The following is a 24,722-nucleotide window of genomic DNA, read 5'->3' on the forward strand; positions in this document are numbered from 1 at the left end:
CTATGATGCGGCCATGAATCGGACCTCTCGCCTGGCGGGCCTGTGCCTTCCCGCCCTCCTGGCTCTGTGGGCCCTGCTGACGTGCGGCGGCGCCTTCGCGCAGCCGGACGCCAGCATGAACGCAGGCAACGGCAACCCCAACAACAGCGCCAACACCGCGGCGGCGGCCGCCCCGCCCCCCACCATCGCCGAACTGCGCGCGCAGTTCGCCCGCATCGCGCCTTCGGGCAAAGGCAACGCCAGTGTCGTTCCGGGCGCCGAAGACGACGCACGCAAGCAGCTCGCGCAGATCAACGAGATCGGCGTGCAGGCCGACAAGTTCGTCGCCGCCCGCGCCAGCGAGCTGGCCGACCTGAACGCGCGCCTCGGCGAACTCGGCAACCCGCCCGCCGCCGGCGCCACCGAAGACCCCAACATCACGCGCCAGCGCGCGCAGCTGACCAAGGAACGCAACGCGCTCGATGCGGACATCCGCCTGGCCAAGCTGCTGGCGATCGACGTGCGCCAGCGCGGCACCGACGTGGTGTCGCAGCGGCGCCAGCAGTTCGAGGCCGAGCTCACCAGCCGCGCCGCCTCGCCGCTCAGCGGCGAGTTCTGGGACGACCTGCGCGAGGCCTGGCCCGACGACTTCGCGCGGCTGCAGGCGATCGGGGCGGCGCTCGGCGACGGCTTCGACCAGGCGCTGCAGCCCGAAAGCCGCACGCCGGTGATCGCCTCGTTCATCGGCGCGCTGCTGCTCGCCTGGCTCGGCGTCTGGGCCGCCGAGCGCGGGCTGGCGCGCCTGGCCACGCGCGTGCTGCCGGCCGGGCGGCTGCGCCGCTCGCTGCTGGTGATCGCCATCGTCGCCACGCACGTGCTGCTGGTCGCCGTGGCCGCGCACGGCGTCGTCGAAGTGCTCAAGGCCTACGCGATGTGGGACGCGCAGGCGCGCAAGGCGCTGCAATCGGCGGCGCAGACGCTGACCTTCATGGCGTTCATCATCGGCCTGGGACGCGGGCTGCTGGCCACGGGGCGGCCGTCGTGGCGCCTGCCGGCCATTCCCGACCTCACGGCGCAGCGCCTGTCGGCGCTGCCGTGGCTGGTGGCGCTGGTGGCCGCGCTGGCGTGGACGCCGGCCGAGATCAACGCGCTCATCGACGCCAGCTTTGCCGCCGTGGTCACGACGCACGTGGCGACGGCGCTGCTGCTCACCGCGCTGGTGGGCACCGTCGTGTACCGCCTGAAGGCGCTGCGCGCCGACGCGCCCGACGCCGGCCTGCCGGAACGGCCGATGTGGGTCGGGGTGCTGGTGGCGCTGATCGTGGTACTGGTGATCGCGATCTGGGTGCTGGTGGCCTTCGGCTACGTGGCGCTGGCGAGCTTCCTGGCCTCGCAGCTCACCTGGAGCGGCATCGTCGCGGCGGCCTTTTACGTGCTGTTCAAGTTCGCCGACGACCTGTTCATGGCCGTGGTGTCCTCGCGCAGCGCCTCCGGCCAGCGGCTGCAGAAGAGCTTCGGCCTCGCGCCGCAGACGCTCGACCAGGCGGCCACGGTGCTCTCGGGCCTGAGCCGCGTGGCGCTGTTCTTCTACATGCTGGTGGCGCTGGCCGCGCCGCTGGGCACGGGCCCGGGCGAGGTGTTCCAGCGCGGCGGCAAGCTCGGCACCGGCGTGAAGGTGGGCGAATTCCAGCTGGTGCCCGGCGCGATCCTCAGCGCCGTGGCGGTGGCCGTGATCGGCTTCATCGTGCTGCGGGTGTTCAAGCGCTGGCTCTCGCGCAGCTACCTGCCGAGCACGCAGTTCGAACCGGGCATGCAGAGCTCGATCACCACGCTGCTGGGCTACGTGGGCGGCATCCTGGTGGTGGCGTTCTCGCTGTCGGCGTTGGGCATCGGCATCGAGCGCATCGCGTGGGTGGCGAGCGCGCTGTCGGTGGGCATCGGCTTCGGCCTGCAGGCCATCGTGCAGAACTTCATCTCGGGGCTGATCCTGCTGGCCGAGCAGCCGGTGAAAGTGGGCGACTGGGTGGTACTGGGCACCACCGAGGGCGACGTGCGGCGCATCAACGTGCGCGCCACCGAGATCCAGCTGGGCGACCGCTCGACGCTGATCGTGCCGAACTCGGAGTTCATCACCAAGACCGTGCGCAACATGACGCTGGCCAACGCCGAAGGCCGCGTGCTGATCCGCCTGCCGATGCCGCTGACCACCGACGCGCAGCGCGTGCGCGAGCTGATCCTCGAGGCCTGCCGCGCGCACGAGGGCGTGCTGGAAACGCCGGCGCCCTCGCTCACGCTCGAAGGCATCGAGAACGGGCTGCTGATCTTCCAGGCCATCGCCTACGTGCCGAGCCCCCGGCTGGCGGGCGGCGTGCGCAGCGACCTGCTGTTCACGATCCTTGACGCGCTCAAGCAGGCCGACCTGCCGCTGGCCACGCCCACGACGCTGGTGATGGCGGCGCCCGCGCCGGTGCTGCCCGCCGAGCCGTCGCCGGCGCCCGCCACACCGGCGTCTCCGCTGCCGGGCACCACCAGCACCTGACGCCGCTGCCGCCCTATTCGAGCGGCAGCGCCCCGGTGCACTTGATCTCGTTCAGGCACACGCTGGAGCGCACCGCCGACACGCCCGGCATGTGCATCAGCGTGTGCATCAGGAACTGCGACAGCGCCTCCAGGTCGCGCGCGACCACCTTGAGCACGTAGTCGAAGTCGCCCGTCACCGAGTAGCACTCCAGGATCTGGCGCATGTCGGCGATCAGGTCCTGGAACTTGGGCAGCTCGTCGACGTGGCCGCGCGCCATCGTGACGTGGATGAAGGCGATCACGCCCAGCCCGATGTGCCGTGCGTTGAGCCGCGCGGCGTAGCCGCTGATCAGCCCCAGTTCCTCGAGCCGCCGGTGGCGCCGCAGGCACTGCGCGGGCGACAGCTGGGCCACCTCGGCCAGGTCCAGGTTGGACGCGCGGCCGTGCGCCTGGAGGTGGTCCAGAATCCGCCGATCGGTCCGGTCGAGTTCGATGATCTGCAATTTCATATCCCAATGCGCATCAATGATGCAATTATGTTTCCTAAAGCGGGGAAAGCCCGAGGCATTCATGCACCTTAATTGTGCAAAGTACGATCTAGACTTCGACGCGCCCGGACGGCGTTGCGCCACGCCGGGCCGCTGAATTGCGCGCCCTGGTGCTTTGCCGGTGCCTTGCCGGCGGCTTCGAACGCACCCACACCCCTTTCCCCACCCGGAGACCCTTACGTGAAAAACGCTTTGCTTCGCACCCCCTTCAGCGCCGTGGCCCTGGCCCTCGGCGTGCTCGCCGCCGCACCGGCGCTGGCCGCCGACAAGTCGGTCGCCGTGACCGCCATCGTCGAGCACCCGGCGCTGGACGCCGTGCGCGACGGCGTGAAGGAAGAGCTGAAGGCCGCCGGCTACGAAGCGGGCAAGAACCTCAAGTTCACCTACCAGAGCGCCCAGGGCAACGTGGGCACCGCCGCCCAGATCGCCCGCAAGTACGTGGGCGATGCGCCCGACGTGATCGTCGCCATCGCCACGCCGTCGGCGCAGGCGACCGTGGCCGCCACCAAGACCATTCCCGTCGTGTACTCGGCCATCACCGACCCGGTGGCCGCCAAGCTGGTGAAGAACTGGGAGCCCTCGGGCACCAACGTGACCGGCGTGTCCGACCTGTCGCCGCTGGAGAAGCACATCGACCTGATCAAGAAGGTCGTGCCCACGGCCAAGCGCGTCGGCGTGATCTACAGCCCCGGCGAAGCCAACTCGGTGGCCATCGTCGAGTCGCTCAAGAAGGCCGCCTCGGCCGCCGGCATGACGGTGGTCGAAGCCGCCGCCGCGCGCACGGTCGACGTGCCCACCGCCGCCCAGAGCCTGGTCGGCAAGGCCGACGTGATCTACACGCCCACCGACAACAACGTGGTTTCGGCCTTCGAAGGCATCGTGAAGGTGGCCCAGCAGGCCAAGCTGCCCGTGGTGGCCGCCGACACCGCCACCGTCGAGCGCGGCGCCGTGGCCGCGCTGGGCCTGAACTACACCGACATCGGCCGCCAGACCGGCAAGATCGTGGTGCGCATCCTCAAGGGCGAGAAGCCCGGCACCATCGCCTCGCAGACCAGCACCAACTTCGAGCTGGTGGTGAACCCCGGCGCGGCCAAGCTGCAGGGCGTGACCCTGTCGGACGCGCTGCTGAAGTCGGCGAAGGTCGTCAGCACCAAGTAAACGCCGCCCCGGCGGGCCTTCCGCTCCCGGCGCAGGCCGGGCGCCGGGGCCCGCCGACTGCGCTCCCGCCGGAAGCCCCCATGTCCCTCATTGCTTCGCTGGGCGCCATCGAGATCGGTCTGATTTTCGGACTGGTCGCGCTGGGCGTCTTCATGTCGTTTCGCATCATCAACTTTCCCGACCTCACGGTGGACGGCAGCTTTCCGCTGGGCGCCGCCGTGGCCGCGACGCTCATCGTCGCGGGCTGGAACCCCGCCGCCGCCACGGCCGTGGCCTGCGTGGCCGGTGCCGCCTCGGGCTGGCTCACGGCCTGGCTCAACGTCAAGCTGAAGATCATGCAGCTGCTCGCGAGCATCCTGGTGATGATCGCGCTGTACTCCATCAACCTGCGCGTGATGGGCAAGCCCAACGTGGCGCTCATCACCGAACCCACCGTGTTCAGCATGGTCAGCTTCGGCGGCATGCCCGAGCAGTGGGCCAAGCCGCTGCTGCTGCTGATCATCGTGATCGCCGCGAAGATCGTCGTCGACCTGTTCTTTGCCTCCGAAGCGGGCCTGGCGATGCGCGCCACCGGCGGCAACGCGCGCATGGCGCGGGCCCAGGGCATCTCGACCGACTTCCAGACCATGGCGGGCCTGGCGCTCTCCAATGCGCTGGTGGCGCTGGCCGGCGCGCTGTTCGCGCAGAGCCAGGGCACGGCCGACATCTCGATGGGCGTGGGCACGATCGTGATCGGCCTGGCCGCCGTGATCATCGGCGAGACCCTGCTGCCCGCGCGCAGCATGGTCATCACCACGCTGGCCTGCGTGCTGGGTGCGCTGCTGTACCGCTTCTTCATCGCGATGGCGCTGAACACCGACTTCATGGGCCTGCAGGCGCAGGACCTGAACCTGGTCACCGCCGTGCTCGTGGCGTTCGCGCTGCTGGTGCCCGCCTACAAGCGCAAGCTGGGCGGACTCTTCAAGGGGAAGAACTGATGCTGCGCGCCCAACAACTCGAAATCACCTTCAACCCGGGCACGCCGATCGAGAACCGCGTGCTGCGCGGCCTGAGCCTGGACATTCCGACCGGCCAGTTCGTCACCGTGATCGGCTCGAACGGCGCGGGCAAGTCGACCTTCCTCAATGCGATCAGCGGCGACCTGATGGTCGACAAGGGTCGCCTGGAGATCGACGGCAAGGACGTGACCCGCCTGAACGCCTGGCAGCGCTCGGGCATGGTGGCGCGCGTGTTCCAGGACCCGATGGCCGGCACCTGCGAGGCGCTGACCATTGAGGAGAACATGGCGCTGGCGTGGAAGCGCGGCGAGCGGCGCGGCTTCGGCTTTTCGCTCAACCGCAACCTGCGCGAGCTGTTCCGCGAGAAGCTGTCGATCCTGAAGCTGGGCCTGGAAAACCGTCTGGCCGACCGCATCGGCCTGCTCTCGGGCGGCCAGCGCCAGGCCGTGAGCCTGCTGATGGCCTCGCTGCGGCCCTCGCGCATCCTGCTGCTCGATGAGCACACGGCCGCGCTCGACCCGAAGACCGCCGCCTTCGTGCTGGAGCTCACCGCCAAGATCGTCGAAGGCAGCCAGCTCACCGCGATGATGGTCACGCACAGCATGCGCCAAGCGCTGGACTACGGCACGCGCACCGTGATGCTGCACGAGGGCCAGGTGATCCTCGACGTGGCCGGCGACCAGCGCGCGGGCCTGGACGTGCCCGACCTGCTGCGCATGTTCGAGCAGACGCGCGGCGAGAAGCTGGACGACGACAAGCTGCTGCTGGCCTGATGGACGCGGCGACTCCTCTTCTGCTCGTGCGCGACATGCGCGCGGACGACCTCGACGCGGTGCTGGCGATCCAGCTCGCCTGCTACGGCGCGGGGTTCGTGGAGGACGGCGTGCTCATCGCGCGGCGGCTGGCGGCCTCGCCGCACACCGGCTGGGTGGCCGAGCACGGCGGCGCCGTGCGGGCCTACCTGGCGGCGTATCCCTCGCAGCGCGGCAAGCTCACGCCGTTGCACGGCGATTTCGAGATGGCGCCCAACGCCGACGCGCTGTACCTGCACGACCTGGCCGTGCACCCCGAGGCCTCGGGGCTGGGCCTGGGGCCGCGCCTCGTGCGCCATGCCTGGGCCCACGCGCTGCGCGCCGGCTGGCGGCATTCGACGCTGGTGTCGGTGCAGGCTTCGATCGGGTTCTGGGAACGCCAGGGCTATGCGGCCACGGTGCCGGCCGATGACCTGCAGCAGGCCCGGCTGGCGACCTACCCCGGGGACTCGGTCTACATGGCCCGCCGGCTGGACTGAGCCCGGCTCAGCGGCCCCAGCCGCGCATCGCGATCCACTGCACCGTGCCGCAGACCACCGCCAGCGCGGCATAGGTGGCCATCGAGCCGTCGCGTCCCGTGAGGATCAGCCCGGCCAGCGAGGTCAGCAGGCCGGCCCCGAAGGTGATCGCCCATTGCTTCCACCAGTGCGGAATGCCGGTGCGCGGGCCGCCGAGGAAGCGCCCGACAGCCACGAGCACCAAGGCGATGAAGGCCGCCGGTGCCGCAAAATTAAGCAGGTGGTTGAAGAGATCCAGCAGGTCCATGAGGGGCTGTGAGTGAGCGCAAGGCCATGTGGCGGCGCATATGGCTGTCATAGGGAAAGCCATTTGCCCCTCGGCAAACCTCGCCCGGCTGCTGATTTTATAATCATGGACATGTCAGTCTGGGCTCTCGGCTTGAACCACACGACCGCGCCGCTCGATCTGCGCGGTCGTTTCGCGTTCGCGCTCGACCAGATCGCCCCGACGCTGCACAGCCTGCGCAGTTCTTTTGGCAGCAGCAGCCACCCGCAGGTCGAAGCCGCGATCATCTCGACCTGCAACCGCACCGAGATTTATTGCGCCTCCGAGCACATCGCGCTCGACCACACCTTCGGCTGGCTGGCCCAGAGCGGCGGCGTGGCCCCCGCCCTGCTGCGCTCGCACGCCTACACCCTGCACGACGACGAAGCCGCGCGCCACGCCTTCCGCGTGGCCAGCGGGCTCGATTCCATGGTGCTCGGCGAGGCCCAGATCCTCGGCCAGATGAAAGACGCCGTGCGCGCGGCCGAAACCGCCGGCGCGCTCGGCAGCACGCTCAACCAGCTGTTCCAGCGCTCGTTCGCAGTCGCGAAGGAAGTGCGCACCGCCACTGAGATCGGCGCCCACTCGATCAGCATGGCCGCGGCCGCCGTGCGCCTGGCCGGCCAGCTATTCGAAGACCTGCGCAAGACGCGCGTGCTGTTCGTCGGCGCAGGCGAAATGATCGACCTCGCGGCCACGCACTTCGCAGCCAAGGAACCCAAGGCCATCGCCATCGCCAACCGCACGCTGGAACGCGGCGAAAAGCTCGCCTCGCGCTTCGGCGGCGAAGCCATGCGGCTGGCCGACCTGCCGGCGCGGCTGGCCGAGTTCGACATCGTCATCAGCTGCACCGCGAGCACGCTGCCGATCATCGGCCTGGGCGCCGTGGAGCGCGCGCTCAAGGCACGCAAGCACCGCCCGATGTTCATGGTCGACCTGGCCGTGCCGCGCGACATCGAGCCCGAAGTGAAGGCCCTCGAAGACATCTACCTGTACACCGTGGACGACCTCGCCCAGGTCGTGCAGCAGGGCCAGGCCAACCGCCAGGCCGCCGTGGCGCAGGCCGAGGTCATCATCGACGCCGGCGTGCAGAGCTTCATGCACTGGCTGGGCCAGCGCGGCACCGTGCCGCTGATCCAGCAGCTCAACGCGCAGGCCGACGAATGGCGCGCCACCGAGATGGCCCGCGCGCGCAAGCTGCTGGCCAAGGGCGAATCGATCGATGCGGTGCTCGAAGCCATGTCGCGCGGGCTCACGCAGAAGATGATGCACGGCGCCATGGCCGAGCTGCACGCGGGCGATGCCGCCTCGCGCGAACAGACGGCGCAGACGCTGTCGCGCCTGTTCCTGCGCAAAGAGCGTTAGCGACGACGCGCGTCGATGGCCCCGCTCGCCGCGCGGGCCGCGGTTTCCATGCGCCCTGCCGCTGCACTGCGGCGTTCCCCTCCCCCTTTTTCGAGCCCCTTCCGTCGTGAAATCCTTTCTGCGCCACCAACTCGAACGCTACGCCCAACGCCTGGGCGAGCTCGACTTCCTGCTCTCGCGCGAAGACATCATGAGCGACATGGCGCAGTACCGCACCATCTCGCGCGAGCACGCCGAGGTCACGCAGATCGCCGGCCGCTACGAGCGCTTCAAGCAGCGCGAGGCCGACATCGCGGGCGCGAAAGAAATGCTCGACGACCCCGACATGGCCGAGATGGCCAGGGAAGAAATCGCCGGCGCCGAGGCCGAGCTGGTGCAGCTCGAAGACGAGCTGCAGCGCCTCCTGCTGCCCAAGGACCCCGACGACGCGCGCAACGCCTTCATGGAAATCCGCGCCGGCACGGGCGGCGACGAATCGGCCCTCTTCGCGGGCGACCTGCTGCGCATGTACACGCGCTACTGCGAGCGCGCCGGCTGGCGCTGCGAAGTGGTGAGCGAAAGCGAGAGCGAACTCGGCGGCTACAAGGAAGTGGTGATCCGCATCGTGGGCGACGACGTCTTCGGCCACCTGCGCTTCGAGTCGGGCGGCCACCGCGTGCAGCGCGTGCCCGCCACCGAGACGCAGGGCCGCATCCACACCAGCGCCTGCACGGTCGCCGTGCTGGCCGAGCCCGACGAGACCGTGGCGGTGCAGATCAACCCGGCCGACCTGCGCATCGACACCTACCGCGCCAGCGGCGCCGGCGGCCAGCACATCAACAAGACCGACTCGGCCGTGCGCATCACGCACATCCCGACCGGCATCGTGGCCGAGTGCCAGGACGACCGCAGCCAGCACCGCAACAAGGCCAAGGCGCTGCAGGTGCTGTCGGCGCGCATCCAGGAGAAGGAACGCAGCGAGCGCGCCGCCAAGGACGCCGCCATGCGCAAGGGCCTGATCGGCAGCGGCGACCGCTCGGACCGCATCCGCACCTACAACTTCCCGCAGGGCCGGCTCACCGACCACCGCATCAACCTCACGCTCTACAAGCTGCTGGCCATCATGGAAGGCGACCTGGGCGACGTGCTCGAGGCGCTGCGCGCCGCGCGCGAGGCCGAGCAGCTGGCCGAGCTGGAATCGAGCCTGCCCGCGTGATGACCGACGCCGCCGCACCGTCCACCGTGGCGCAGGCGCTGGCCGCGGCCATGGCCCTGGGCATCGACCGCCTCGACGCCCAGCTGCTGCTGCTGCACGCGCTGGGCCGCCCCGTGAACGACCGCGCCTGGCTGCTCGCGCACGACACCGACCCGTTCCCCGGCGAGGCCTGGCCCGCGTTCGCGCGCCAGCTGTCGCGCCGCACGGCGGGCGAGCCGGTCGCCTACCTGCTGGGCGAGAAGGAATTCCACGGCCTGCAGCTGCAGGTCGACGCCCGCGTGCTGGTGCCGCGCCCCGACACCGAGACGCTGGTCGAGTGGGCCCTCGCCTGTCTCGATGGCCGCCCGGCCCCGCGCGTGCTCGACCTCGGCACGGGCAGCGGCGCGATCGCGCTGGCGCTGCAGCACGCGCGCCCCGACGCGCAGGTCGACGCGGTCGATGCCAGCGCCGACGCGCTCGCGGTGGCCCGGGCCAACGCGCAGCGCCTGGGCCTGCCCGTGCGCTTCACCGAATCGAGCTGGCTCGACGGCGCCGCCGACGGCTACGCGGTCATCGCCAGCAACCCGCCGTACATCGCCGCCGGCGATCCGCACCTGCCCGCGTTGCGCCACGAGCCCACCCGCGCGCTGGTCGCGGGCGCCGACGGCCTGGACGACATCCGCCAGATCGTGCGCGACGCGCCCGCCCACCTGGCCGAAGGCGGCTGGCTGCTGCTAGAGCACGGCCACGACCAGGCCGAGGCCGTGCGCCAGTTGCTGGCCACCCGCGGCTTTGCCGAGGTGCAAAGCCGTGACGACCTCGCCGGCATCGCGCGCTGCTCCGGCGGCATCTGGCGCACGGTGAAATAATCCCCCCAGCCCACTTTTCTTCAGGAGTCCCCATGTCCGACGCTCAACAACGCATCGACGACCTCGTCAAATCCAACGAACTCGTGCTCTTCATGAAGGGCAACGCCAGCTTCCCGATGTGCGGTTTCTCGGGCCGCGCCATCCAGATCCTCAAGGCCGTGGGCGTCGACACCAAGACGCTCAAGACCGTCAACGTGCTCGAAGACGACGGCATCCGCCAGGGCATCAAGGAATACAGCAACTGGCCCACCATCCCCCAGCTCTACGTGAAGGGCGAATTCGTGGGCGGCTCGGACATCATGATGGAGATGTACGAGTCGGGCGAGCTGCAGCAGGTGATCGGCGGCGGCGCGTCCGCCTGAGCCTTCCGCTCCCTGTTTGACGGGCGCCGCGCCCCGCGTGCGCCCGGACCCGGTGCCAGTCATGGCACCATGGCGGTCTACGACGTGCCGCCATGACTCTCACCCAAAGCCTGCTCATCATCGCGCTGCTGATCGCGATGAGCGCCTTCTTCTCCCTCGCCGAAATCTGCCTGGCCGCCTCGCGCCGCCTGCGTCTGCGCCAGATGGCCGACGAGGGCGACCCGCGCGCGGAAAAAGTGCTGCGCGTGCAGGAGCAGCCGGGCCACTACTTCACCGTGGTGCAGATCGGCCTGAACGCCGTGGCGATCCTCGGCGGCGTGGTGGGCGAAGGCTCGCTGAGCCCGTATTTCGCCCGCTTCTTCGAGAACTGGCTCAGCGTCGAGGTGGCGTCCAACATCGCCTTCCTGTGCTCGTTCGTGATCGTGATCGCGGTGTTCCTGGTGTTCGCCGACCTGTTCCCCAAGCGCCTGGGCATGAGCGCGCCCGAGCGGCTTGCCGTGCGCATCGTCGGGCCGATGCTGCTGCTGATCACCGCCTTCAAGCCGCTGGTGTGGTTCTTCACGCGCGCGACCGACCTCTTGTTCAAGGTACTGGGCATGCCGATGGCGCGCGACGACAAGATCACCTCGGCCGACATCCTCGCCATGACCGAGGCGGGTGCGCAGGCCGGCGTGCTGGCGGCGCGCGAGCAGCAGGTGATCGCCAACGTGTTCGAGCTGGACACGCGCCTCGTCAGCAGCGTGATGACCGCGCGCGAAAGCATCGCCTGGTTCCTGCACGATGACCCCGAGTCGGTGCTGCGCGCGCGCATCGTGGCCGAGCCCTATTCCGCCTACCCCGTGTGCGACGGCGACATCGACCACGTGCTGGGCTACGTGGATGCCAAGGACATGTTCCAGCGCGTGCTCAGCGGCCAGCCGCTGGCCTTCGACCAGGGCCTGACGCTGCACAAGGCGCTGGTGATTCCCGACCGCCTCTCGCTCACCGAGGTGCTCGAGCAGTTCCAGCAGGCGCACGAAGACTTCGCGATCATCGTCAACGAGTACAGCTTGGTGGTCGGCGTGATCACGCTCAACGACGTGATGAGCACGGTGATGGGCGACCTGGTGTCGACCTCGACACCCGAAGAAGAGCAGATCGTGAAGCGCGACGAGAACTCGTGGCTGATCGACGGCATCACGCCCATCCAGGACGTTCAGCGCGCGCTGCACATCGACGAGTTGCCGCATGCCGAGGAGTACGAAACGCTGGCCGGCTTCCTGATGGTGATGCTGCGCCGCGTGCCCAAGCGCACGGACAGCGTGACCTGGGGCGGCTACACCTTCGAGGTGATGGACGTCGACAGCTACCGCATCGACCAGGTGATGGTCACCAAGGGCTCGGCGACCGCCAAGGCGGTGGTCGCCGACTGAGCGACGACCTTCAGGCCGCCGAGCGGTCCCTGTCGACGTAAGCCCAGAGCCGCTGGTTCGCGAACACCGCGTTCGGGTACGGCGCGCGGCCCCGGCTGCCGTTGTAGCGACCCAGCGTCATGAACAGGTCGCCCTTCTCGCGGTCGAGGTAGTGACGCAGGATCACGCAGCCGAAGCGCAGGTTGGTCTGCATGTGGAACAGCTTGGCCGAGTCGCTGTCGCCGATCACGCGGGTCCAGAACGGCATCACCTGCATGTAGCCGCGCGCGCCCGCACTGGAAACCGCGAACTTGCGGAAGTTGCTCTCGACCTGGATCAGGCCCAGCACCAGGCTCACGTCGAGCCCCGAGCGCTTGGCCTCGTACCAGACGGTCTGCAGGAACTCGATGCGCGTGGCCGGGTCGGCGACCTTCTTGCGCAGGCGCTCGCTCATCTCGCCGAGCCACCGCAGGTACGCGAGGCGGGCCTCGGTGTCGGCGAACTGCGGCACCGGCGGCGCCTTGTTGTGGATGGCCGAGCTCAGCGCGGTGCGCACCGAGTCGATCAGCGGCTCTTCGATCTGCGCGCCGGCCCAGGCCACCTGGGGCAGTGCCAGTGTCGTCAGGGCGCCTGCCGCAACGCTGCCCAGCAGGCAGCTGCGTCGCGAAAGGCCCCCCGCCACGCTCATGCCGCGAGCTTGCCGGCGATGAAGTCGGCAATGCCGGCCACGGGCACCTTGGTGGCGGCGGTGTCGCGCCGGCCCTGGTACTCGAGCTGGCCTTCCTTGAGGCCGCGGTCGGAGATGACCACGCGGTGCGGCACGCCGATCAGTTCCCAGTCGGCGAACATCGCGCCCGGGCGCTCGCCGCGGTCGTCGAGCAGCACGTCGACGCCCTTGGCCAACAGTTCTTCGTAGAGCGCTTCGGCCGCGACCTTGACCTCGGGGCTGCGGTCCATGCCGATCGGGCAGACCACGACCGTGAACGGTGCCAGCGCGTCGGGCCAGATGATGCCGCGCTCGTCGTGGTTCTGTTCGATGGCGGCGGCCGGCAGGCGCGTGATGCCGATGCCGTAGCAACCCATCTCGAGGAACTGCGGCTTGCCGCCTTCGTCGAGGTAGGTGGCGTTCATGTCCTTGCTGTACTTGGTTCCCAGCACGAAGACGTGGCCCACTTCGATGCCGCGCTCGATGGCCAGCACGCCCTTGCCGTCGGGCGAGGCGTCGCCGGCGACCACGTTGCGCAGGTCGGCGACCAGGTCGGGCTCGGGCAGGTCGCGGCCCCAGTTGACGCCGGTCATGTGGAAGTCGATCTCGTTGGCGCCGGTGATCCAGTCGGCCAGCACGGCGGCCTCGCGGTCGGCCACGAGCTTGACGGGCTTCTTGAGGTTCAGCGGGCCGAGGTAGCCCGGCTTGCAGCCGAAGTGCTCGTCGATCTCGGCGGTGGTGGCAAAGCGGAAGCCCTTGTCCAGGCCGGGCAGCTTGCTGACCTTGATCTCGTTCATGTCGTGGTCGCCGCGCAGCAGCAGCAGCCAGACCTGCGCGCCCTGGATGTTGCCGGCGTCGTCGAGGATGTCGGTGGCCAGCACCAGCGACTTGACCGTGGTGGCCAGCGGCACGCCGAGCAGCTCGGCCACGTCGGCGCAGGTGCTCTTGCCGGGCGTGGGCGTCTTCTCGAGCGCGTTGGCGGCGGCCGGGCGCGGGCCGGCCGGGGCCAGCGCCTCGGCCTTTTCCATGTTGGCGGCGTAGGTGCTGTCGGGGCAGTAGACGATGGCGTCTTCGCCGGTGGCGGCGATCACCTGGAACTCTTCGCTCAGGTCGCCGCCGATGGCGCCGCTGTCGGCCGCCACGGCGCGGTAGCGCAGGCCGAAGCGGTCGAAGATGTTGCGGTAGGCCTGGGCCATCACCTGGTAGCTGGCCTTGGCCGCGTCGAGGTCGCGGTCGAAGCTGTAGGCGTCCTTCATGATGAACTCGCGCCCGCGCATCAGGCCGAAGCGCGGACGGCGCTCGTCGCGGAACTTGGTCTGGATCTGGTAGAAATTCTTCGGCAGCTGCTTGTAACTGCGGATTTCCTGGCGCGCGATGTCGGTCACCACCTCTTCGCTGGTGGGCTGGATCACGAAGTCGCGGTCGTGGCGGTCCTTGATGCGCAGCAGCTCGGGGCCCATCTTCTCGAATCGGCCGGTCTCCTGCCAGAACTCGGCCGGCTGCACCACGGGCATCGTGAGCTCGACGGCGCCGGCGCGGTTCATTTCCTCGCGCACGATGGCCTCGACCTTGCGGATCACGCGCAGGCCCATGGGCATGTACGTGTAGATGCCCGTGCCGAGCTTCTTGATCATGCCGGCCCGCATCATGAGGCGGTGGCTCGCGACCTCGGCGTCAGCGGGCGCTTCCTTCAGGGTGGAGACAAAGAATCGGGAAGCTTTCATCGGGATCGCGCAGGTGGGTTCGAAGTGAGGAGGGAGACAGGCACCCCGGAGAGACCCTGAGAGCCCGGAACCGGTCGCTTGCCGAGTGCAACCCGGCATGCATAATCGACTCAGTTCAAAAATTGGGGTTTGATTATGCTCGACCGGGACGGCTTCAGGCCCAACGTCGGCATCATCCTGCTCAACCAGAGAAACCAGGTTTTCTGGGGCAAGCGCATACGCACGCATTCCTGGCAGTTTCCGCAAGGCGGCATCGACCGTGGCGAAAGTCCCGAGCAAGCCATGTTCCGGGAACTGCACGAGGAAGTCGGGCTCCACCCGGAGCATGTGCGCATCGTGGCCCGTACCCGCGACTGGTTGCGCTACGAGGTGCCGGATCGGTTCATCCGCCGTGACGCACGGGGCCACTACAAAGGCCAGAAGCAGATCTGGTATCTGCTGCAACTTGTCGGCCACGACTGGGATCTCAACCTGCGTGCCACCGACCATCCCGAATTCGACGCCTGGCGCTGGCATGACTACTGGGTCCCGCTCGACGTGGTCGTCGAGTTCAAGCGCGGCGTCTACGAGATGGCGCTTACCGAGCTTGCTCGCTACCTGCCCCGGCAGGATTTCCGCAACCGCTTCCTGCGCAGCAACGTGCGCGCCCGAGAATTCGAGCGCCACACGCTGGACCATGGAGCACCTGCGGGCCTCGACCTGCCGCCCGGCGGCAGCTTCGATCCGCATCCCGACCTTCCTTCTGCGAGCGATGAACCTCCTCCCAAGAACAGCGCGCCTTCTTCTTTCCCGACGCCACGCTGAGCGTGCGCTCGTCATCGCCTGCGTCAGCCTGCTGGCCGCCTGCGCCTCCCGCGGCTACGACACCGACAACCCCGACTGGGCCCAGGCCGGCATGCCACCCGCGCCCAAGAGCACGGAGCAGGACAAGGAGTGGGAAGAAACTGCGGTGCCGCCGCCGCCGACCTTCAGCGAAAGCCGTCTGCTGCCGATCGCGATGCCGCCCTACATGACGCTGAAGTTCGGCGTCGACCCGAACACGATCGCCATCACGAAGGACGGCATCGTGCGCTACGTGGTGGTGGCGCAGAACCGGGCCGGTGGCGCCGTCAATGCGTTCTACGAAGGCGTGCGCTGCTCGACGGCGGAGATGAAGAGCTATGCCCGCTTCAACAACGGTGCCTGGCAGGAAATGAAGACGCCCGAGTGGAAGCGCGTAAGGGACATGAACTCCAGCTACGTGCCGGCGCTGGCGTCGCAGGGCCTGTGCCGCGGCAACGCACCGCGCAGCTCGGTCAACGAGATGGTGCAGAACATCCGCAACCCGCTGCGCGAACTGCCCTGAAGCAGCGGCGGGGCACGGCGCCCCGCCCTGGCGGCGATCAACCGGGCATCAGCACCATGTTGTCGCGGTGCACCATCTCCGGCTCGGCCGCGTAGCCCAGCAGCCGCTCGAACTCGGCCGAAGGCTTGCGGCACAGCAGCCGGGCCTCCACGCTCGAATAGTTGGCCAGCCCGCGGGCCAGTTCGACGCCGTCGACGTCGCGCACCGCGATCACGTCGCCGCGCGAAAACTCACCCGACACGCCCGTCATGCCGATCGGCAACAGGCTCTTGCCTTCGCCGCGCACCTTGGCAGCCGCACCGGCATCGACGATGACGGCACCACGCAGCTGCAGGTGATCGGCCATCCAGCGCTTGCGCGCCTGGTGCTTGGCGGTCTGCGCCACCAGCAGCGTGCCGATGGATTCGCCGCGCGTGAGCCGCAGCAGCGCGTCGGCTTCGCGGCCCCAGGCGATGACCGTGGAAGCGCCGGAGCCTGCCGCGCGCTTGGCCGCGAGGATCTTGGTGATCATGCCGCCCCGCCCGATGCTCGAGCCGGCGCCGCCGGCCATGGCTTCGAGCGCCGGATCGCCTGCGGCGGCCTCGTGCACGAATTTCGCGTCGAGGTCCTTGCGCGGGTCGGCCGTGTACAGGCCCTTCTGGTCGGTCAGGATGATCAGGGCATCGGCCTCGACCAGGTTGGCGACCAGCGCGCCGAGCGTGTCGTTGTCGCCGAACTTGATCTCGTCGTTGACGACGGTGTCGTTCTCGTTGATCACCGGCACCACACCCAGGCGCAGCAGCGTGACCAGGGTCGAGCGTGCGTTGAGATAGCGCTCGCGGTCCGCGAGGTCGGCGTGCGTAAGAAGTACCTGCGCGCTGCCGATCTGGTTCTCGCGCAACTTGGTCTCGTACATCTGGGCCAGGCCCATCTGCCCGACGGCTGCCGCGGCCTGGAGCTCGTGCACTTCGTGCGGACGGGTCTTCCAGCCCAGGCGCTTCATGCCTTCGGCGATCGCGCCGCTCGACACCATGACCACTTCGCGCCCGTCGCGCACCAGTTCGGCCAGTTGCCGGCACCACTCGCCGATGGCACCTTCGTCGAGGCCGCGCCCCTCGTTGGTCACGAGGCTGGAGCCCACCTTGACGACGATACGGCGGGCATCCCGCAAGGCAGTGGAACCGGAATTCGAGGTCATGAAGAAAGAAGGCGTGTTTCAGGAATGCAGCCTGCGCTGCTTGCTATCCATTTTGCAGCACCGAAGGTGCCGCGACGCCCTCAGTTTCCTTCGGGCGGCAGCGGAACGAAGCGCGGATCGACCACGACGGTTTCGTGCTCGGCCACCTGCTGCGCCTTGACCTGCTGGTACACGGCCTTGATCAGGTGCTCGCAGCCTTCGCGCGTGAGCGCCGAGATCTCGAAGACGGGGCCCTTGAAGCGCAGGCGCTTGACGAAGTCCTTGACGCACGCGGCGCGCTCGTCGTCCGGCACCATGTCCAGCTTGTTCAGTACCAGCCAGCGCGGCTTCTCGTGCAGCGCCGCGTCGTACTTCTTGAGCTCGGCCACGAGCGCCTTGGCCTGGGCGACCGGATCGACGCTGTCGTCGAACGGCGCCATGTCGACCACGTGCAACAGCAGGCGGGTGCGCTGCAGGTGACGCAGGAACAGGTGACCGAGGCCGGCGCCTTCCGAGGCACCTTCGATCAGACCGGGCAGGTCGGCCACCACGAAGCTCTGCTCGGGGCCGACGCGCACGACACCGAGGTTCGGGTGCAGCGTGGTGAAGGGGTAGTCGGCAATGCGCGGACGGGCGTTCGAAACGGCGCTGATCAGCGTCGATTTACCGGCATTCGGCATACCCAGCAGGCCCACGTCAGCCAGCACCTTGAGTTCGAGCTTGAGGCTCTTCTTCTCGCCGGGCCAGCCGGGCGTCTTCTGGCGCGGCGCGCGGTTGATCGCGCTCTTGAAGCGCATGTTGCCGAAGCCGCCGTCGCCGCCCTTGGCGATGGTGATGACCTCGCCGTCCTTGAGCAGCTCGTACAACACCTCACCCGTCTCAGCGTCGGTGATGATCGTGCCGACAGGCATCTTGAGGACGATGTCGTCGCCGGCGGCGCCGAACATGTCGGAGCCCATGCCGTGCTCGCCGCGCTTGGCTTCGTGCCGGCGCGAGTAGCGGAAATCGACCAGGGTGTTGAGGTTCGAGTCGGCCACCGCGAACACGTGGCCGCCACGGCCGCCGTCGCCGCCGTTGGGGCCGCCGAACTCCTTGTACTTCTCATGACGGAACGACACGCAGCCGTTGCCGCCATCGCCCGCGGCGATGTCGATGAAGGCTTCGTCGACGAACTTCATGGGATGTCCAGTTTACAAATGAAGAAGCCCCGGCAATGCGGGGCCTCGGAAAGATCGAAGTGACTGCGGGGCTTAGGCCGCGGGCGTCACGTTGACCATGTGCTTGTTCAGCGCACCCTTGTGACCGAACGACACGTGGCCGTCGACCAGGGCGAAGAGCGTGTGGTCCTTGCCCACGCCGACGTTCACGCCGGGATGGAACTGGGTGCCGCGCTGGCGCACGATGATCGAGCCTGCGCTGATCAGTTCGCCGCCGAAGGCCTTCACGCCGAGCATCTTGGGCTTGGAATCGCGCCCGTTTCGCGTGGAGCCGCCGCCTTTTTTCTGTGCCATGGAATGTGCTCCTTAGCCGGCGATCGCGCCGATTTGCAGTTCGGTGAACTGCTGGCGATGGCCTTGACGTTTTTGATAGTGCTTGCGACGGCGCATCTTGAAGATGCGAACCTTGTCGTGCAGGCCGTGCGACAGCACCGTGACTGTCACCGTTGCGCCGGACACCAGGGGCGTGCCAACCTTGATTTCAGCGCCGTTTCCGACAGCCAGAACCTGGTCGATCACGATTTCCTGGCCTACGTCCGCAGCAATCTGTTCTACTTTAATTTTCTCGCCGGAAGCAACGCGATACTGCTTGCCGCCGGTTTTTATGACCGCGTACATGTAAACCTCTTAGAAATGAGTCTCCGCAGCGAATTCCGCAGAGCCCAAGATTATAGCGCGGTTTGCGAACACTCACCACCCCGACGCCGAGACGCTCCAGGGAATCGTGCACGGCTCCCTATAATTCGCGCGTTCCGGCCTCCAGGGCCGCCCTCATCCTCGCAGCGCCCCGCGCCTTCGCTTTGCCAGTTCCCGCCGCCGACACCTCCCCCACCGCCACCGTGCTGGACCTGATTGCCGGCGACATGGTCGAAGTCGACCGTGTGATCGCCCAACGCCTCAATACTGGCGTTCCGCTGGTCAGCCAAGTTTCGCAATACATCATCTCGGCCGGTGGCAAGCGGCTGCGGCCGGCGCTGCTGCTGCTCATGGCAGGCGCGCTCGGCTACACGGGCGAACAGCGCTTCAACTTGGCGGCCGTGGTGGAGTTCATCCACACCGCGACCCTGCTGCACGACGACGTGGTCGACGAATCGACCCTGCGCCGCGGCCGTGCCACCGCCAACGAATCCTTCGGCAACCCAGCCAGCGTGCTGGTGGGCGACTTCCTGTACTCGCGCGCCTTCCAGATGATGTTGGATGCAAACAACATGCGCATCATGCAGATCCTGGCCGAAGCGACCAACGTGATCGCGGAAGGCGAAGTGCTGCAGCTGATGAACATGCACGACGCCTCGCTGGACGAAGCAGCGTACCTGCGCGTGATTCGCTCCAAGACCGCCAAGCTCTTCGAGGCAAGCACCCGGTTGGCGGCCGTGCTGGCCGGCAGCACATCCGAAGTCGAAGAGGCCTGCGCCACTTACGGGCAAGCACTGGGCACCGCCTTCCAGGTGATCGACGACGTACTCGACTACGCGGGCGACGCCCAGGAAACCGGAAAGAACGTCGGCGACGACCTGCGCGAAGGCAAGACCACTCTGCCGCTGATCTTCGCCATGCAGCGCGGCACACCCGAACAGAGCACGCTGGTGCGCGCCGCCATCGAGGCCGGAGATACCGCCCAGCTGGGGAAAATCGTCGAGATCGTTCGCGAAACCGGCGCGCTGGAAGCCTCGCGCGCGGCTGCCGCGGCAGAGGCCGAACGCGCAATTCATGCATTGCGCGACCTTCCGTCGAATTTGCACGCTTCAGGTTTGCTACAATTAGCGGCTCAGTTGCTTGAGCGACGTGCCTGAAACACCTCCACAGAGTTGGCATCTAGGACGAGTTCTTTTTCTTGCAACCAATCGGGGTGTAGCTTAGCCTGGTAGAGCGCTACGTTCGGGACGTAGAGGCCGGAGGTTCGAATCCTCTCACCCCGACCAGTTTTTCTCGGCTGGTCCAGTTAATGTCAGCCCCTGTTGCTGTGTAACGATTTACAGCACAGGCGTGTTCAGCGATGATCGTGAAGCACTTTTTCACATCTTTTGCATTCGCTGAATGGCCGCTGCCGAAATTCCCGTTAAAGAAACTACGCAGATCGCCCTTCCCGGCCTGGCGCGCGCCCTCGTGTCGGCTGGCAAGCTCGCGGCGAAGACAGCCGAAGACATCTATCAGAAGTCACTGAGCGGCCGCACCAGCTTCATCGCCGAACTGACCGGCACCGGCGCCGTCTCGGCCGCAGACCTCGCCCACACCCTGTCAAGCGCCTTCGGCGCCCCGCTGCTCGACCTCGATGCCATCGATCACCAGCGCCTGCCCAAGGACCTGCTCGATCCGAAGCTCTGCCTTGCGTACCGCATCGTCGTTCTCAGCAAGCGCAACAACCGCCTGATCGTCGCGACGGCTGATCCGTCGGACCAGCAGGCCGCGGAAAAAATCAAGTTCGCGTCGCAGATGGGCGTGGACTGGGTCATCGCCGAGTACGACAAGCTCTCGCGCATGATCGAAGCCGCTGCAGCGAGCGCGGCTGAAACCATCAACAGCATCGTCGGCACCGAGTTCGAATTCGACGATGTCACGGCCGACACCTCGGGCGATGCCAACGAGCAGGCCATCGCCGAAGTCGAGGACGCACCCGTGGTGCGCTTCCTGCACAAGATGCTGCTCGACGCCGTCAGCATGCGGGCCTCGGACATCCACTTCGAGCCCTACGAACACCACTACCGGGTGCGCTTCCGGGTCGATGGCGAGCTGCGCGAAATCGCCAGTCCGCCCACGGTCATCAAGGACAAGCTGGCCTCGCGCATCAAGGTCATTTCGCGGCTCGACATCTCGGAAAAACGCGTGCCGCAAGACGGCCGCATGAAGCTCAAGATCGGCCCCGACCGCGTGATCGACTTCCGCGTGAGCACGCTGCCCACGCTGTTCGGCGAGAAGATCGTCGTGCGTATCCTGGACCCGAGCAGCGCGCGCATGGGCATCGACGCCCTGGGCTATGACGCCGACGAGAAAGAACGACTCCTCCACGCCATCGGCCGCCCCTATGGCATGGTGCTGGTGACCGGCCCCACGGGTTCGGGCAAGACCGTGTCGCTCTACACCTGCCTGAACCTGCTCAACCAGCCGGGCGTCAACATCGCGACGGCGGAAGACCCGTCGGAAATCAACCTGCCCGGCGTCAACCAGGTCAACGTCAACGAGAAGGCCGGTCTCACCTTCGCAGCGGCGCTGCGTGCCTTCCTGCGACAGGATCCCGACATCATCATGGTCGGCGAAATCCGCGACCTCGAAACCGCCGACATCTCGATCAAGGCCGCGCAAACCGGTCACCTGGTGCTGTCGACGCTGCACACCAACGACGCCCCGACCACGCTCACGCGCATGCGCAACATGGGCATCGCACCGTTCAACATCGCGTCAAGCGTGATCCTGATCACCGCGCAACGCCTCGCGCGCCGGCTGTGCATGCTGTGCCGCGCGCCGCTCGACATCCCACGCGAAGCCCTGCTCGATGCCGGCTTCAAAGAGGAAGACATCAACGGCACCTGGAAGCCCTACCGCCCGGTTGGCTGCGCCGCCTGCAGCGGCGGCTACAAGGGCCGGGTCGGCATCTACCAGGTGATGCCGATTTCTGAAGCCATCCAGGAAATCATCCTGCGCGACGGCAGCGCGCTGGACATCGCGAACCAATCCGAAGCCGAAGGCGTGCGCTCGCTGCGCCAGTCCGGCCTTCGCAAAGTCATGCAGGGCCTCACTTCGCTCGAAGAAGTCGTCGCCTGCACCAACCTATAACGAACACACTGAACCGGAGATCGAATGGCAACAGTGGCATCCTCCCGCTCCCAGGTCACGCACAAGGAATTCGTCTTCGAATGGGAAGGCAAGGACCGCAACGGCAAGCTGGTGCGCGGCGAACTTCGCGCCGCCGGGGAGAACCAGGTGCAGGCGGCCTTGCGTCGCCAGGGCGTGCTGGCCTCCAAGATCAAGAAGCGCCGCATGCGCTCGGGCAAGGCGATCAAGCCCAAGGACATCGCAATCTTCACGCGCCAACTCGCGACCATGATGAAGGCCGGCGTGCCGCTGCTGCAGTCCTTCGACATCGTGGGTCGCGGCAACGCGAACGCGAGTGTCGCGAAGCTGCTGAACGACATCCGCAGCGACGTTGAGACCGGCACCTCGCTGTCGGCTGCTTTTCGCAAGTTTCCGAAGTACTTCGACAACCTGTACTGCAACCTGGTGGAGGCCGGTGAGGCTGCCGGTATCCTGGAAGAGTTGCTGGACCGTCTCGCGACCTACATGGAGAAGACCGAGGCGATCAAGTCGAAGATCAAGTCGGCATTGATGTACCCGACCTCGGTGGTCGTCGTGGCCTTCGTGGTGGTGGCCGTCATCATGATCTTCGTGATCCCCGCGTTCAAGGAGGTGTTCACCTCATTCGGCGCCGATTTGCCTGCGCCGACGTTGTTTGTCATGGCGATCAGCGAGTTTTTTGTTTCCTATTGGTGGCTGATCTTCAGCGTGCTCGGCGGCGGCATTTATTTCTTCCTTCAAGCTTGGAAACGCAACGAACGCGTCCAGAAGGTCATGGATCGCCTGCTGCTGCGCCTCCCGGTTTTCGGCACTCTGATCGAGAAATCCTGCATCGCCCGCTGGACCCGCACGCTCGCGACCATGTTCGCAGCCGGCGTACCGCTGGTGGAGGCGCTCGACTCCGTGGGCGGCGCGTCGGGCAACTCGGTGTACGGTGACGCCACCGCCAAGATCCAGCAGGAGGTCTCGACCGGTACCAGCCTCACGGCCGCCATGACCAACGTCAACCTGTTCCCTTCGATGGTGATCCAAATGACGGCCATCGGCGAGGAGTCGGGCTCGATCGATCACATGCTCAGCAAGGCCGCCGACTTCTACGAATCCGAAGTCGACGACATGGTGGCCGGCCTCTCCAGCCTGATGGAACCCATCATCATCGTGTTCCTGGGCGTCATCATCGGCGGCATCGTGGTGTCGATGTACCTGCCCATCTTCAAGCTCGGCCAGGTCGTCTGATGCTGGCGTCGCAAGGGTTCGACACCGCGTTGGCCGGTGTGCTGGGGCTATTGATCGGCAGTTTCCTCAACGTGGTGATCTACCGCACCCCGGTCATGATGTACCGCGGCTGGCTGGGCGATGCGGTCGCCAACCTCATGTCGTCGAAGGACATGCCTTCGCTCTGGTCGCTGGTCTTCGGCCCGAAGGCCGTGCCGCCCGCAGGGCTCGAGGCGGCCGCCGACAAGGCCGCCGAAGCGCTCGAGAAGCTCCCGCCCTTCGATCTCACGCGCCCCGCCTCGCGCTGCGGCGCGTGCGGCCACAAGATCCGCTGGTACCAGAACATCCCGGTGCTCAGCTACCTCGTGCTGCGTGGCCGGTGCGCCAGCTGCAAGACCTCGATCAGCCCCCGCTACCCGCTCGTCGAGCTGATCACGGGCGCGCTGTTCGCCCTGTGTGCACACCGCTTCGGCATCACCCCCACGGGCACGCTCTGGGCGGCCTTTGGCGCCGTGCTGATCTGCCAGTTCCTCATCGACTTCGACACCCAGTTCCTGCCCGACGCCCTGAACTACCCGCTGCTCTGGCTCGGCCTGGTCGGTGCCGCCATGGGCTGGACCGGCGTCAGCCTGAACACCGCGGTCTGGGGCGCCGTGTTCGGCTACCTGAGCCTGTGGCTTGTGTACCATGCCTACCGCCTGGCCACAGGCAAGGAAGGCATGGGACATGGGGACTTCAAACTGCTCGCCGCTCTGGGCGCCTGGCTCGGCGCCGACTACCTCATTGCGATCATCCTCGTCTCGTCGGTGGTGGGCGCCGTGATCGGCCTCACGCTGCGCTTCGCCGGCAAGCTGGCCCACAAGGACATTCCCATCGCCTTCGGCCCCTTCCTGGCCGGCGCCGGCCTGATCTGCCTCGTGGCCGGTCCCGCCGTCGTCAAGCAGTGGATTCCCTTCGCCTTCCCTTTCGGGGCCCTGGCCCTTTGAGAACGACAGCGGCATGGCGGTGAAGCGCATCGGCCTGACCGGCGGCATCGGCAGCGGCAAGAGCACGGTCGCGTCGCTGTTGGTGGCCGAAGGGGCGGTGCTGGTCGACACCGACGCCATCGCACGCAGCATCGCGCAGGCCGGCGGCATCGCGATGCCCGCCATCGAAGCCGCGTTCGGCCCCTCCGTCATCGCACCCGATGGCAGCCTCGACCGGGCCGCCATGCGCCAGATCGTGTTCGCCGACGCGGGTGCCAAGGCCCGCCTCGAAGCGATCCTGCATCCGCTGATCGGCGCCGAGACCCAGCGCCAGGCCGCTGCGGCCGGCGACGATGCCGTCGTCGTGTTCGACGTCCCGCTGCTGGTCGAATCCGGCCGCTGGCGGGCCCTCGTGGACCGCGTGCTGGTGGTCGATGCCCGCGAAGACACGCAGCTGCAGCGTGTGGTCGCACGCTCGGGATGGGAGCCCGAAGCCGTGCGTGCCGTGATCGCCCAGCAGGCGCCGCGCAAGGCGCGCCGGGCCGCCGCCGACGCCGTGATTTACAACGAGTCGTTGACGCTCGCGGAACTGGGCACCGAGGTGCGGGGTCTCTGGAAGCTGTGGGCTGTGGCCACCACGCGATAA

At 67.5% G+C, this 24,722-nt stretch carries 25 protein-coding genes and 1 tRNA gene; 18 read left to right on the plus strand and 8 right to left on the minus strand.

Annotated features, from left to right (window positions below):
• Nucleotides 1–13 precede the first annotated feature (13 nt).
• The gene (locus AC1RAA_RS14020) at nt 14–2,518 is read left to right on the plus strand and encodes a DUF3772 domain-containing protein (protein ID WP_492728670.1); all 2,505 of its coding nucleotides are present in this window, start codon (nt 14–16) and stop codon (nt 2,516–2,518) included.
• A 13-nt stretch (nt 2,519–2,531) separates the two neighbouring features.
• Here the strand turns inward: AC1RAA_RS14020 and AC1RAA_RS14025 are convergent, their stop codons facing one another.
• Nucleotides 2,532–3,008, minus strand: a complete 477-nt coding sequence (locus AC1RAA_RS14025) for an Lrp/AsnC family transcriptional regulator (RefSeq protein WP_492728668.1) — start codon at nt 3,006–3,008, stop codon at nt 2,532–2,534.
• A gap of 219 nt (nt 3,009–3,227) precedes the next feature.
• Between AC1RAA_RS14025 and AC1RAA_RS14030 the strand changes: the two genes are divergently transcribed.
• From AC1RAA_RS14030 to AC1RAA_RS14045, 4 genes are all read left to right on the plus strand, one after another.
• The gene (locus AC1RAA_RS14030; RefSeq protein ID WP_172438392.1) at nt 3,228–4,205 is read left to right on the plus strand and encodes an ABC transporter substrate-binding protein; all 978 of its coding nucleotides are present in this window, start codon (nt 3,228–3,230) and stop codon (nt 4,203–4,205) included.
• A gap of 80 nt (nt 4,206–4,285) precedes the next feature.
• Nucleotides 4,286–5,182, plus strand: a complete 897-nt coding sequence (locus AC1RAA_RS14035; RefSeq protein ID WP_062474491.1) for an ABC transporter permease — start codon at nt 4,286–4,288, stop codon at nt 5,180–5,182.
• Complete coding sequence (locus tag AC1RAA_RS14040) at nt 5,182–5,976, plus strand: ABC transporter ATP-binding protein (RefSeq protein ID WP_159274960.1); 795 nt, start codon at nt 5,182–5,184, stop codon at nt 5,974–5,976. The genes AC1RAA_RS14035 and AC1RAA_RS14040 overlap by 1 nt, the downstream gene beginning before the upstream one ends.
• Entirely contained in the window at nt 5,976–6,494 is a 519-nt protein-coding gene (locus AC1RAA_RS14045) for a GNAT family N-acetyltransferase (RefSeq protein ID WP_492728666.1), read from the plus strand. The genes AC1RAA_RS14040 and AC1RAA_RS14045 overlap by 1 nt, the downstream gene beginning before the upstream one ends.
• A 7-nt stretch (nt 6,495–6,501) precedes the next feature.
• Here AC1RAA_RS14045 and AC1RAA_RS14050 read toward each other — a convergent pair whose 3' ends face one another.
• The gene (locus tag AC1RAA_RS14050; protein ID WP_159278175.1) at nt 6,502–6,780 is read right to left on the minus strand and encodes a hypothetical protein; all 279 of its coding nucleotides are present in this window, start codon (nt 6,778–6,780) and stop codon (nt 6,502–6,504) included.
• 111 nt (nt 6,781–6,891) lie between these two features.
• Between AC1RAA_RS14050 and hemA the strand changes: the two genes are divergently transcribed.
• From hemA to paeA, 5 genes are all read left to right on the plus strand, one after another.
• On the plus strand, nt 6,892–8,163 hold the full coding sequence (gene hemA / locus AC1RAA_RS14055) for a glutamyl-tRNA reductase (RefSeq protein WP_139700143.1): 1,272 nt from the start codon (nt 6,892–6,894) through the stop codon (nt 8,161–8,163).
• Nucleotides 8,164–8,269: 106 nt separating this feature from the next.
• Nucleotides 8,270–9,358: a peptide chain release factor 1 gene (gene prfA, locus AC1RAA_RS14060; protein ID WP_492728664.1), complete on the plus strand. Its 1,089-nt coding sequence runs from the start codon at nt 8,270–8,272 to the stop codon at nt 9,356–9,358.
• Nucleotides 9,358–10,206 (plus strand): peptide chain release factor N(5)-glutamine methyltransferase, encoded by an 849-nt coding sequence (gene prmC, locus AC1RAA_RS14065; protein ID WP_492728662.1) that lies wholly within the window; start codon nt 9,358–9,360, stop codon nt 10,204–10,206. Before prfA ends, prmC begins: the two co-directional genes overlap by 1 nt.
• Before the next feature lie 32 nt (nt 10,207–10,238).
• Nucleotides 10,239–10,568, plus strand: a complete 330-nt coding sequence (gene grxD, locus AC1RAA_RS14070) for a Grx4 family monothiol glutaredoxin (protein WP_062474501.1) — start codon at nt 10,239–10,241, stop codon at nt 10,566–10,568.
• Nucleotides 10,569–10,660: 92 nt separating this feature from the next.
• Nucleotides 10,661–11,980, plus strand: a complete 1,320-nt coding sequence (gene paeA, locus AC1RAA_RS14075) for a polyamine export protein PaeA (protein ID WP_492728660.1) — start codon at nt 10,661–10,663, stop codon at nt 11,978–11,980.
• Nucleotides 11,981–11,990: 10 nt separating this feature from the next.
• Here paeA and AC1RAA_RS14080 read toward each other — a convergent pair whose 3' ends face one another.
• Entirely contained in the window at nt 11,991–12,647 is a 657-nt protein-coding gene (locus AC1RAA_RS14080) for a lytic transglycosylase domain-containing protein (RefSeq protein ID WP_062474504.1), read from the minus strand.
• The gene (locus tag AC1RAA_RS14085; protein WP_492728658.1) at nt 12,644–14,389 is read right to left on the minus strand and encodes a proline--tRNA ligase; all 1,746 of its coding nucleotides are present in this window, start codon (nt 14,387–14,389) and stop codon (nt 12,644–12,646) included. The genes AC1RAA_RS14080 and AC1RAA_RS14085 overlap by 4 nt, the downstream gene beginning before the upstream one ends.
• Before the next feature lie 135 nt (nt 14,390–14,524).
• Here AC1RAA_RS14085 and AC1RAA_RS14090 point away from each other — a divergent pair, with 135 nt between their 5' ends.
• Nucleotides 14,525–15,193 carry an RNA pyrophosphohydrolase gene (locus AC1RAA_RS14090; RefSeq protein WP_099792345.1) on the plus strand — a complete coding sequence of 223 codons (669 nt, stop codon included), beginning with the start codon at nt 14,525–14,527 and terminating at the stop codon, nt 15,191–15,193.
• Nucleotides 15,141–15,734, plus strand: a complete 594-nt coding sequence (locus tag AC1RAA_RS14095) for a CNP1-like family protein (RefSeq protein WP_159274967.1) — start codon at nt 15,141–15,143, stop codon at nt 15,732–15,734. Before AC1RAA_RS14090 ends, AC1RAA_RS14095 begins: the two co-directional genes overlap by 53 nt.
• A 37-nt stretch (nt 15,735–15,771) precedes the next feature.
• Here the strand turns inward: AC1RAA_RS14095 and proB are convergent, their stop codons facing one another.
• The 4 genes from proB to rplU all read right to left on the minus strand — a co-directional run bounded on the left by proB (nt 15,772) and on the right by rplU (nt 18,725).
• The gene (gene proB / locus AC1RAA_RS14100) at nt 15,772–16,911 is read right to left on the minus strand and encodes a glutamate 5-kinase (protein ID WP_354342974.1); all 1,140 of its coding nucleotides are present in this window, start codon (nt 16,909–16,911) and stop codon (nt 15,772–15,774) included.
• Nucleotides 16,912–16,991: 80 nt separating this feature from the next.
• Nucleotides 16,992–18,068: an Obg family GTPase CgtA gene (cgtA, locus tag AC1RAA_RS14105; RefSeq protein WP_492728655.1), complete on the minus strand. Its 1,077-nt coding sequence runs from the start codon at nt 18,066–18,068 to the stop codon at nt 16,992–16,994.
• A gap of 72 nt (nt 18,069–18,140) precedes the next feature.
• On the minus strand, nt 18,141–18,401 hold the full coding sequence (rpmA, locus tag AC1RAA_RS14110) for a 50S ribosomal protein L27 (RefSeq protein WP_013543198.1): 261 nt from the start codon (nt 18,399–18,401) through the stop codon (nt 18,141–18,143).
• A gap of 12 nt (nt 18,402–18,413) precedes the next feature.
• Nucleotides 18,414–18,725, minus strand: a complete 312-nt coding sequence (rplU, locus tag AC1RAA_RS14115) for a 50S ribosomal protein L21 (protein WP_062474515.1) — start codon at nt 18,723–18,725, stop codon at nt 18,414–18,416.
• Nucleotides 18,726–18,907: 182 nt separating this feature from the next.
• On the opposite strand from rplU, the gene AC1RAA_RS14120 reads away from it, so the two are divergent.
• The 6 genes from AC1RAA_RS14120 to coaE all read left to right on the plus strand — a co-directional run bounded on the left by AC1RAA_RS14120 (nt 18,908) and on the right by coaE (nt 24,722).
• On the plus strand, nt 18,908–19,900 hold the full coding sequence (locus tag AC1RAA_RS14120) for a polyprenyl synthetase family protein (protein ID WP_159278182.1): 993 nt from the start codon (nt 18,908–18,910) through the stop codon (nt 19,898–19,900).
• 52 nt (nt 19,901–19,952) lie between these two features.
• Nucleotides 19,953–20,029 (plus strand) — tRNA-Pro (locus AC1RAA_RS14125).
• A 115-nt stretch (nt 20,030–20,144) separates the two neighbouring features.
• Nucleotides 20,145–21,878, plus strand: a complete 1,734-nt coding sequence (pilB, locus tag AC1RAA_RS14130) for a type IV-A pilus assembly ATPase PilB (protein ID WP_492728653.1) — start codon at nt 20,145–20,147, stop codon at nt 21,876–21,878.
• Nucleotides 21,879–21,902: 24 nt separating this feature from the next.
• Complete coding sequence (locus AC1RAA_RS14135; protein WP_159274968.1) at nt 21,903–23,132, plus strand: type II secretion system F family protein; 1,230 nt, start codon at nt 21,903–21,905, stop codon at nt 23,130–23,132.
• Nucleotides 23,132–24,097 carry a prepilin peptidase gene (locus AC1RAA_RS14140; protein WP_492728650.1) on the plus strand — a complete coding sequence of 322 codons (966 nt, stop codon included), beginning with the start codon at nt 23,132–23,134 and terminating at the stop codon, nt 24,095–24,097. Before AC1RAA_RS14135 ends, AC1RAA_RS14140 begins: the two co-directional genes overlap by 1 nt.
• Before the next feature lie 13 nt (nt 24,098–24,110).
• The gene (gene coaE, locus AC1RAA_RS14145; RefSeq protein WP_492728648.1) at nt 24,111–24,722 is read left to right on the plus strand and encodes a dephospho-CoA kinase; all 612 of its coding nucleotides are present in this window, start codon (nt 24,111–24,113) and stop codon (nt 24,720–24,722) included.

Source organism: Variovorax sp. GW823-FHT04F07 (assembly GCF_058795995.1).